At 73.7% G+C, this 6,480-nt stretch carries 5 protein-coding genes; 3 read left to right on the forward strand and 2 right to left on the reverse strand.

Annotated features, from left to right (window positions below):
- Positions 1–162 precede the first annotated feature (162 nt).
- Positions 163–1,227, reverse strand: coding sequence for a mechanosensitive ion channel family protein (locus CCS38_RS15460; RefSeq protein WP_223733846.1), 1,065 nt, complete (start codon positions 1,225–1,227; stop codon positions 163–165).
- A gap of 265 nt (positions 1,228–1,492) precedes the next feature.
- Between CCS38_RS15460 and CCS38_RS15465 the strand changes: the two genes are divergently transcribed.
- On the forward strand, positions 1,493–2,029 hold the full coding sequence (locus tag CCS38_RS15465) for an HNH endonuclease (RefSeq protein WP_030614925.1): 537 nt from the start codon (positions 1,493–1,495) through the stop codon (positions 2,027–2,029).
- 92 nt (positions 2,030–2,121) lie between these two features.
- Here CCS38_RS15465 and CCS38_RS15470 read toward each other — a convergent pair whose 3' ends face one another.
- The gene (locus CCS38_RS15470) at positions 2,122–5,163 is read right to left on the reverse strand and encodes a beta-N-acetylglucosaminidase domain-containing protein (protein WP_223733847.1); all 3,042 of its coding nucleotides are present in this window, start codon (positions 5,161–5,163) and stop codon (positions 2,122–2,124) included.
- A 432-nt stretch (positions 5,164–5,595) separates the two neighbouring features.
- Here CCS38_RS15470 and CCS38_RS15475 point away from each other — a divergent pair, with 432 nt between their 5' ends.
- Together CCS38_RS15475 and CCS38_RS15480 are read left to right on the forward strand one after the other, a co-directional pair.
- Positions 5,596–5,847 carry a hypothetical protein gene (locus tag CCS38_RS15475; RefSeq protein WP_223733848.1) on the forward strand — a complete coding sequence of 84 codons (252 nt, stop codon included), beginning with the start codon at positions 5,596–5,598 and terminating at the stop codon, positions 5,845–5,847.
- Positions 5,847–6,480, forward strand: a 634-nt coding sequence (locus CCS38_RS15480; RefSeq protein ID WP_223733849.1) for a 4-alpha-glucanotransferase, incomplete at its 3' end; no start/stop codon positions are given. The genes CCS38_RS15475 and CCS38_RS15480, both read left to right, overlap by 1 nt.

The raw sequence follows: 6,480 nt of genomic DNA on the forward strand, positions 1-6,480 counted from the left end.
CCCACACCGCTGGTTTGTTGTTGGTAGGAAACTTTCCTACCAACAACTGCCAGGAAAGTAAGTCCCCGCTCGTGGGCCGTCAATGGGTGGCACGCAATCGGCCCGCTCCCCCGGCGAGGCGGGGGAGCGGGCCAACGGTGTCCGTGCGCGGAGTGAGTGGAGTTACTTGCTCATGTTCGGCGGGGGCGTGACCGGGTTGCTGGCCACCGACTGGGGGGAGAGGGGGTTCGCGAAGGCGGACGGCGCGGCGACGGCGGCCGTCGGGTCGGCGGCTTCGGCGTTCTCCCCGGGGAGCGGCTCGTTGCCGACAATGCGGATGCCCGCCGCGTCCAGGGCCTTCTTGATGCGCCAGCGGAGCTCGCGTTCGACGGCGAAGGACTTGCCCGGCATCGTCTTGGCGGAGACCGTGATCGTCATCGATTCGAGGAAGATCTCGCTGAGGCCGAGCACCTCGACCGGCTCCCACAGGCGCTCGTTCCACGGCTCGGACTTGGCCATGTCCTCGCCCGCCCGAGTGATCACCTCGCGGACGCGGTCCAGGTCCTCGCTCGCGCGCAGCTGGACGTCGACAGTGGCCGTGGCCCAGCCCTGGCTGAGGTTGCCGATGCGCTTGACCTCGCCGTTGCGGACGTACCAGATCTCGCCGTCCGCGCCGCGCAGCTTCGTGACCCGCAGCCCGACCTCGATGACCTCGCCGGAGGCGACGCCCGCGTCGATGGAGTCGCCTACGCCGTACTGATCCTCCAGGATCATGAAAACGCCGGAGAGGAAGTCCGTGACGAGGTTGCGGGCACCGAAGCCGATGGCGACGCCGGCCACACCGGCGCTCGCGAGCAGCGGGGCGAGGTTGATGTTCAGTACGGCGAGCACCGTCAGCGCCGCTGTGCCGAGAATCACGAAGGACGCGACGCTGCGCAGCACCGAACCGATGGCCTCGGAGCGCTGGCGGCGGCGCTCGGCGTTCACGAGCAGACCGCCGAGCGCGCCGTTGCGCGCGGCCACCGTGGAGCGGTTCATCCGCTCGACGAACTTGGTGATCGCGCGGCGCACGAGCCACCGCAGGACCACCGCGATGACGACGATCAGGATGATGCGCAGACCGGCGTTGAGCCAGCTCTGCCAGTTCGCCTGCACCCAGCCGGCGGCGTCGGTGGCCTTCTCCGTGGCCTCGGATATGGAGGACGGGTCCGGTGCCGCGGCGGCTACCGGAGAAGCGGACCAGTACACAGCTAGGACCTTCCGTGTGGGACAGCAGACCCGGGCGGTACGTACCGCACGTCGGGCAGACCAACCACACTAACGGGGCAACGCGGGCAGTCCGTGCCGCTGTTCGAGTAGCGCGGGCCGAAATGCTGGGCAGTAAAGAAGTGTGGTCGAAAACACCTCCGACCCGTTACCTGGTCATGGTGGCGCTCCGACCAGGCACCGGGGGACACTGTGGGGAGATCGTCCCGGCGCGAGCCACGCGCCGCCGGCGTACAAGGAGGCACCCGTGCCGCATGTCCTGGTCCTCAACGCGTCGTACGAGCCGCTCGGCGTCGTACCGCTCCGCCGCGCGCTCATCCTCGTCCTCAATGAGAAGGCCGTCAGCCTCGAGGATTCCGGCGCCCTGATGCACAGTGCGACCCGCGCGATGCCCGCGCCCAGTGTGGTCCGTCTCAAGCGTTTCGTCCGGGTGCCCTTTCGCGGCCCCGTCCCCCTGACCCGCCGTGCGCTCTTCGCGCGCGACGGCGGCCGGTGCATGTACTGCGGTGGCGTCGCAACCAGCGTCGACCACGTGATCCCGCGCAGCCGTGGCGGGCAGCACACCTGGGAAAACGTGGTCGCCGCGTGTCGCCGGTGCAATCACGTGAAGGCCGACCGGCACGTCGCAGAGATCGGCTGGCGGCTGCGGCATCAGCCCGCGCCGCCGTCGGGCCTCGCCTGGCGGATCATCGGCACAGGGCATAGGGATCCGCGCTGGCTGCCATATTTGCAGCCGTACGGTGCGGATGACGCCATGGCTCGTATCGACGCGGTTTCCGCGTAGATACGGGCCATTCGCGTTCCCGGGACGCGACCGGGCTGCCGCCGTAGGGCTTCGGCCGTCTGCCGGGTGGCCCGGGCCACCGGGCCGCAGCCCTACGGCGACTGGTCGCGGTCGTACACCGCGTACGCCTCCACGCCCCACAGCGAGTACCCGTACCGGGTCGCGCGCTTTTCGCCCTGTACCCGGACGTAGCGGACGTCCTTCGCGTCCATCCGGACCGACTCGCGGCCCCCCTTCCCGTCCCGGACCGTCGCCGCCGTGCGCCACGTGCGGCCGTCACGGGACACCTGTACGCGATAGCGCGCGGCATACGCGTCCTGCCAGTGCAGGACCACCCGCCCGAGCCGGACCGGCCGGTCCAGCGCGAACTGGAGCCAGGCGTTGTCCTCCGCCGGGGACGACCAGCGGGTCTTCGGGTCGCCGTCCGTGGCCGCCGCTGCCGGGAAGTCGGCGGTCTCGTCGCCCGAGGAGACCGCCGCCGCGCCGCGGGCCAGGTCCTTGCCACCGGTGGGCGGAAAGGTACGGACGGTCAGGGTCCGCCGCTCGTCACCGAAAGTGACCGGGATTCTGTACGTGGCGGAGCCCGCGGTCTTCGGGACGGTGAGCCGGACGCGGGCGGTCGCGGTGCCGCCGCGCGGCGCGGTGAGGCGGTCGGGGGCGTGCACGGCGAAGCCCTTGGGGGCCTGGACACGGAGCCGGCCGGGGACGTCGGCGGGGCGCCGCGAGAAGAGGCGTACGTCGACGTCGACCGTGCCGCCCGGCTCGGCGTCCGCCTCCTCGCGGGAGAGCTCCAGGCCGGCCGGTGCCGTGTCGTCGAACCAGGGGGTGAGGGACGTCACCGAGGGCGCCGGGTCGTCGTGGCCCCAGCGGAGCCGGACCGCGTCGGCGCGCAGGCCGTGGGCCGCGGTCTGGGTCCAGCCGGAGGCGGCGAGGCGGCCGAGGCGCTGCCAGCCCTTGCCCGGGACGCGGGCCTCCACCGAGGCGCGCGCGGCCTCCCGGGAGGGGTCGGTGAGCGCGGTGACCGCGGTGAGCGAGCGGGGGCGCGCGAAGGGCACCGTCAGGGACGTCGCATGGGCGGCCTCGTGCGGCTCCGGGGCGTCGGAGGCGGCGCCCGTCCAGGCGTCGGACTCGCGCAGCGCCCGGTCCAGGAACGGGCCGAGCACGCCCTTGCCGACCGTCGCCGACCGCTTGCCGATGTCCGCGCGGAGGTCCTCCGCCGCGCGCTGGGCCCGCCACGCGGCCGCGCCGTCGCCGCGTGCCTGGGCGCGCAGCATGTCGATGGCCTGCACGCCGGCCCGCCCGTACCGCGCGAGCTGCGTGGACCAGGGGCGTACCTCGGTGGCCAGGCTGCCGGTCAGCCGCTCCGGCGTCTCGCTCATCGTGGTGAACGCCGCGCGGAGGGCGGCCGCGGCCTTGGCGTACTCCTTGTCGCGGGCCGGGTCGCCGCTGTCGATCGCGGCGGCGCGGGTTTTCCAGAAGCGGTCGATGAGGGGGCGCAGGTAGCCCGATTCGCCGGTGTGCAGGACGGAGGAGGCGTCGTTGCCGGCGAGGGCGTGCAGCGCGGCGCGGATGCGGGCCAGGCGGTCCCGGTCCGCGTCCGAGGCGGCCGTGCCGGCCCCGCCGCCCGCCCGGTCCTCCTGGTCCGCTTGGTCCGCCTGTTCCGCCGCCAGGTCGTCGAGGGCCGCCTCCCAGGACTCCTGGGGGCGGTACTCGCGCGGGTTCCAGGCGTAGTCGGCGGCGGTGAAGAGGGGGATGCGGGAGGCCGTGGGCTGTTCCATGGCGTTGGCCAGGAGGGCGGCGGAGCCGGTGGCGACGGCGGGCTCGCGCCCGGTGTACGGGCCGAGGAAGATCCGGTCCTGCGCGTAGTCGTTGACCGGGTAGTTGTCCATCGTGATCAGGCGGTGCCCGAACACCTCGCGGGCCTTGGCCAGTTCGCCGCCGGTGATGGTGCGCGGCACGACGCCGACGCCGGTCCAGGCCACGTCCACCCGGTCCGGGAGCGCGGCCGCCAGCGCCTCGCGGTACGCCGTCGAGCCGTCCTGGTAGTACTCGGTCGGCATCAGCGACAGCGGCGCCGAGCCGGGGTGGCGGTCGGCGAGGTGGGCCGCGAGCGCGCCGGCGACCTTCGCCTGGGCGCGCGCCGCCGCCTCCGGTCCGCTGCCGAAGGCGTCCCGGTCGGCGTCGCAGTGCCACTCGCTGTAGCTGACGTCCTGGAACTGGAGCTGGAAGCTGCGCACGCCCAGCGCCCACATGGCGTCGACCTTGCGCTTGAGGGCCCGCATGTCCTCCTCGGAGGACATGCACAGGGACTGACCGGGGGAGAGGGCCCAGCCGAGCGTGACGTGGTTGGCGCGGGCCCGCTCGGCCAGCTCGCGGAAGTGGGCGCGCCGGTCCGCCGGGTACGGCTCGCGCCAGCGGGCCTGGCGGTAGGGGTCGTCGCCGGCCGCGTAGAGGAAGCGGTTCTGCTTCGTACGGCCCATGAAGTCGAGCTGGGCGAGGCGCTCGGCCTGGGACCAGGGGGCGCCGAAGAACCCCTCGGTCGTGCCGCGGACCGCGGTGCCCGGCCAGTCGCGCACGGCGACGGAGGAGATCCGGCGCGCGCCGTCCTCGTCCCGCGTGATGAGCTGCCGCAGGGTCTGCACGGCGTGGAAGAGGCCGTCGGGCCCCGCGCCCTCCATGGCGACCGTGGCGCGGCCCGCGACCTGGCCGGTGGCGAGGCGGTAGCCGCCGGAGGGCAGGTCCGTGCCGCGGGCCGGGGCGTGCAGGGCACGCAGCGCGTCGGCCGCCTGCCGCCCGCCGACGCGGATCAGCGGCCCGTCGGAGGGCAGCGGCGCACCGGGCTCCGCCTCGTGGACCGTGCGGACCCCGGCGCCGCGCAGCAGTTTGAGGAGCGCTTCCATGGCGTACGGGTCGGTGTCCCCGTCGGAGACGACGGTGACGGCGGTGCCCAGGGGCACGGCGGTACCGAGCGAGCGCAGCGACTGGGGGCGCGGCCAGACGGCGGGCGTCCCGCCCGCGTCGGCGGCCTGGTCGGGCGCGCCGACGGCCGGTTCGTCGGGCGCGGCCTGGGCGGCCGGTACGCCGCCGAAGAGTCCCCCTATGACGGCGGCGGCCAGTGCCGTCGTGCCTGCCACCCTGGCGCCGGACCCGGCACCGTTCCGTTTACTGGCGCCGGCGCCCCGGAATCGCACGGCCCCTCCTCGTCCCCGTCGGTCTGCGGCCTCTGGCCGGGCCGCTCCGTATTGGTCGGTCGGCGGAGCGGCCGCCATTGGCTGTGAGCCCACCACTCGGGGGTCGAGGTGTCAACGACGGTTACCGAAGTGCCCCCCTTTGCCCTGTGTGGCGGGCGGGACACGCGGGGGCACCGGTCGCCGGGAAATGCCGCAGGAGTTTCGCTATGATGTCCGATTAGTCGGTATCTCCTGCGTGGGTGACCGGCTCGCACCGCGAAATCGCCCGTCAGGGCGAGGGTGTGAGGTGGCGCACGTTTAGCGACCGGATACGTCTGCGACGGCATGGATTGGGTAAGGCCCTCGTGTCCTACTCTCGACGAACGGGAGGCCCTCGTGGCTCCGTCCGCTCAGCTTCTTCTCGACGCCCTCTCCAAACCGACCGAGCCGGATCTGCTGGCAGGGGTCTCCGACCCGGACTGCGGCTTGGACGGATCCGGCTCGTTCATGTTCTCCGAGCCACCCCTGACCAGCGAGCCCCCGCTCGCCGACACCACCCCCCTCACCAGCGAGACCCCCATCGCCGCCGGGCTGCCGCTCACCAGTGAGCCCGCCGCCGGCTACGGCACGGAGCCCATGGAGGTCTGATGGGCCGAGCGCGGCTCGCCCGGCTGCACGGCGTCACCACGTCCTACGAGCCCGCGCCGGGCCGCACCGTCCACGTACCCGAGGGCACGGTCGTAGCCGTGCTCGCCGCACTGGGGGTCGACGCCTCCACGCCGCAGGCCGTCCGCGACGCACTGGACGCGTACGAGTACGGCCCGGCCCGTGCCCTCCTCCCGCCCACCCTCGTCACCCGTGAGGGCCGCCCGCCGGACCTGGCGGGGCTGCCCGGCGGCACCACGCTGTGCGTCGACACCGAGGACGGGCGGACGCTGGACTGGGGCCTGGTGCCCGGCGGGCGCGCGGCGCCGCTGCCGCCCGGCGTGCACCTCCTGCGCGCCTACTCCCCCGAGGGCCGCTCCGCGCACTCCCATCTCGTCGTCGCGCCCGACCGGATGCCCCCGGCGTCCGGCCGCGCCCACGGCTTCATGGTCCAGCTCTACTCCCTGCTCTCCCAGCGCTCCTGGGGCATGGGCGACCTCGGCGACCTGGCCCGGCTGGCCGACTGGTCCGGGCGGACGCTCGGCGCGGACTTCGTGCAGCTCAACCCGTTGCACGCGGCCGTACCGGGACCGCCGACCGACCCCTCCCCGTACCGCCCCTCCTCGCGCCGCTTCC

Origin of the sequence: Streptomyces purpurogeneiscleroticus, from assembly GCF_020024005.1 — a bacterium.
GTDB lineage: Bacteria > Actinomycetota > Actinomycetes > Streptomycetales > Streptomycetaceae > Streptomyces > Streptomyces purpurogeneiscleroticus.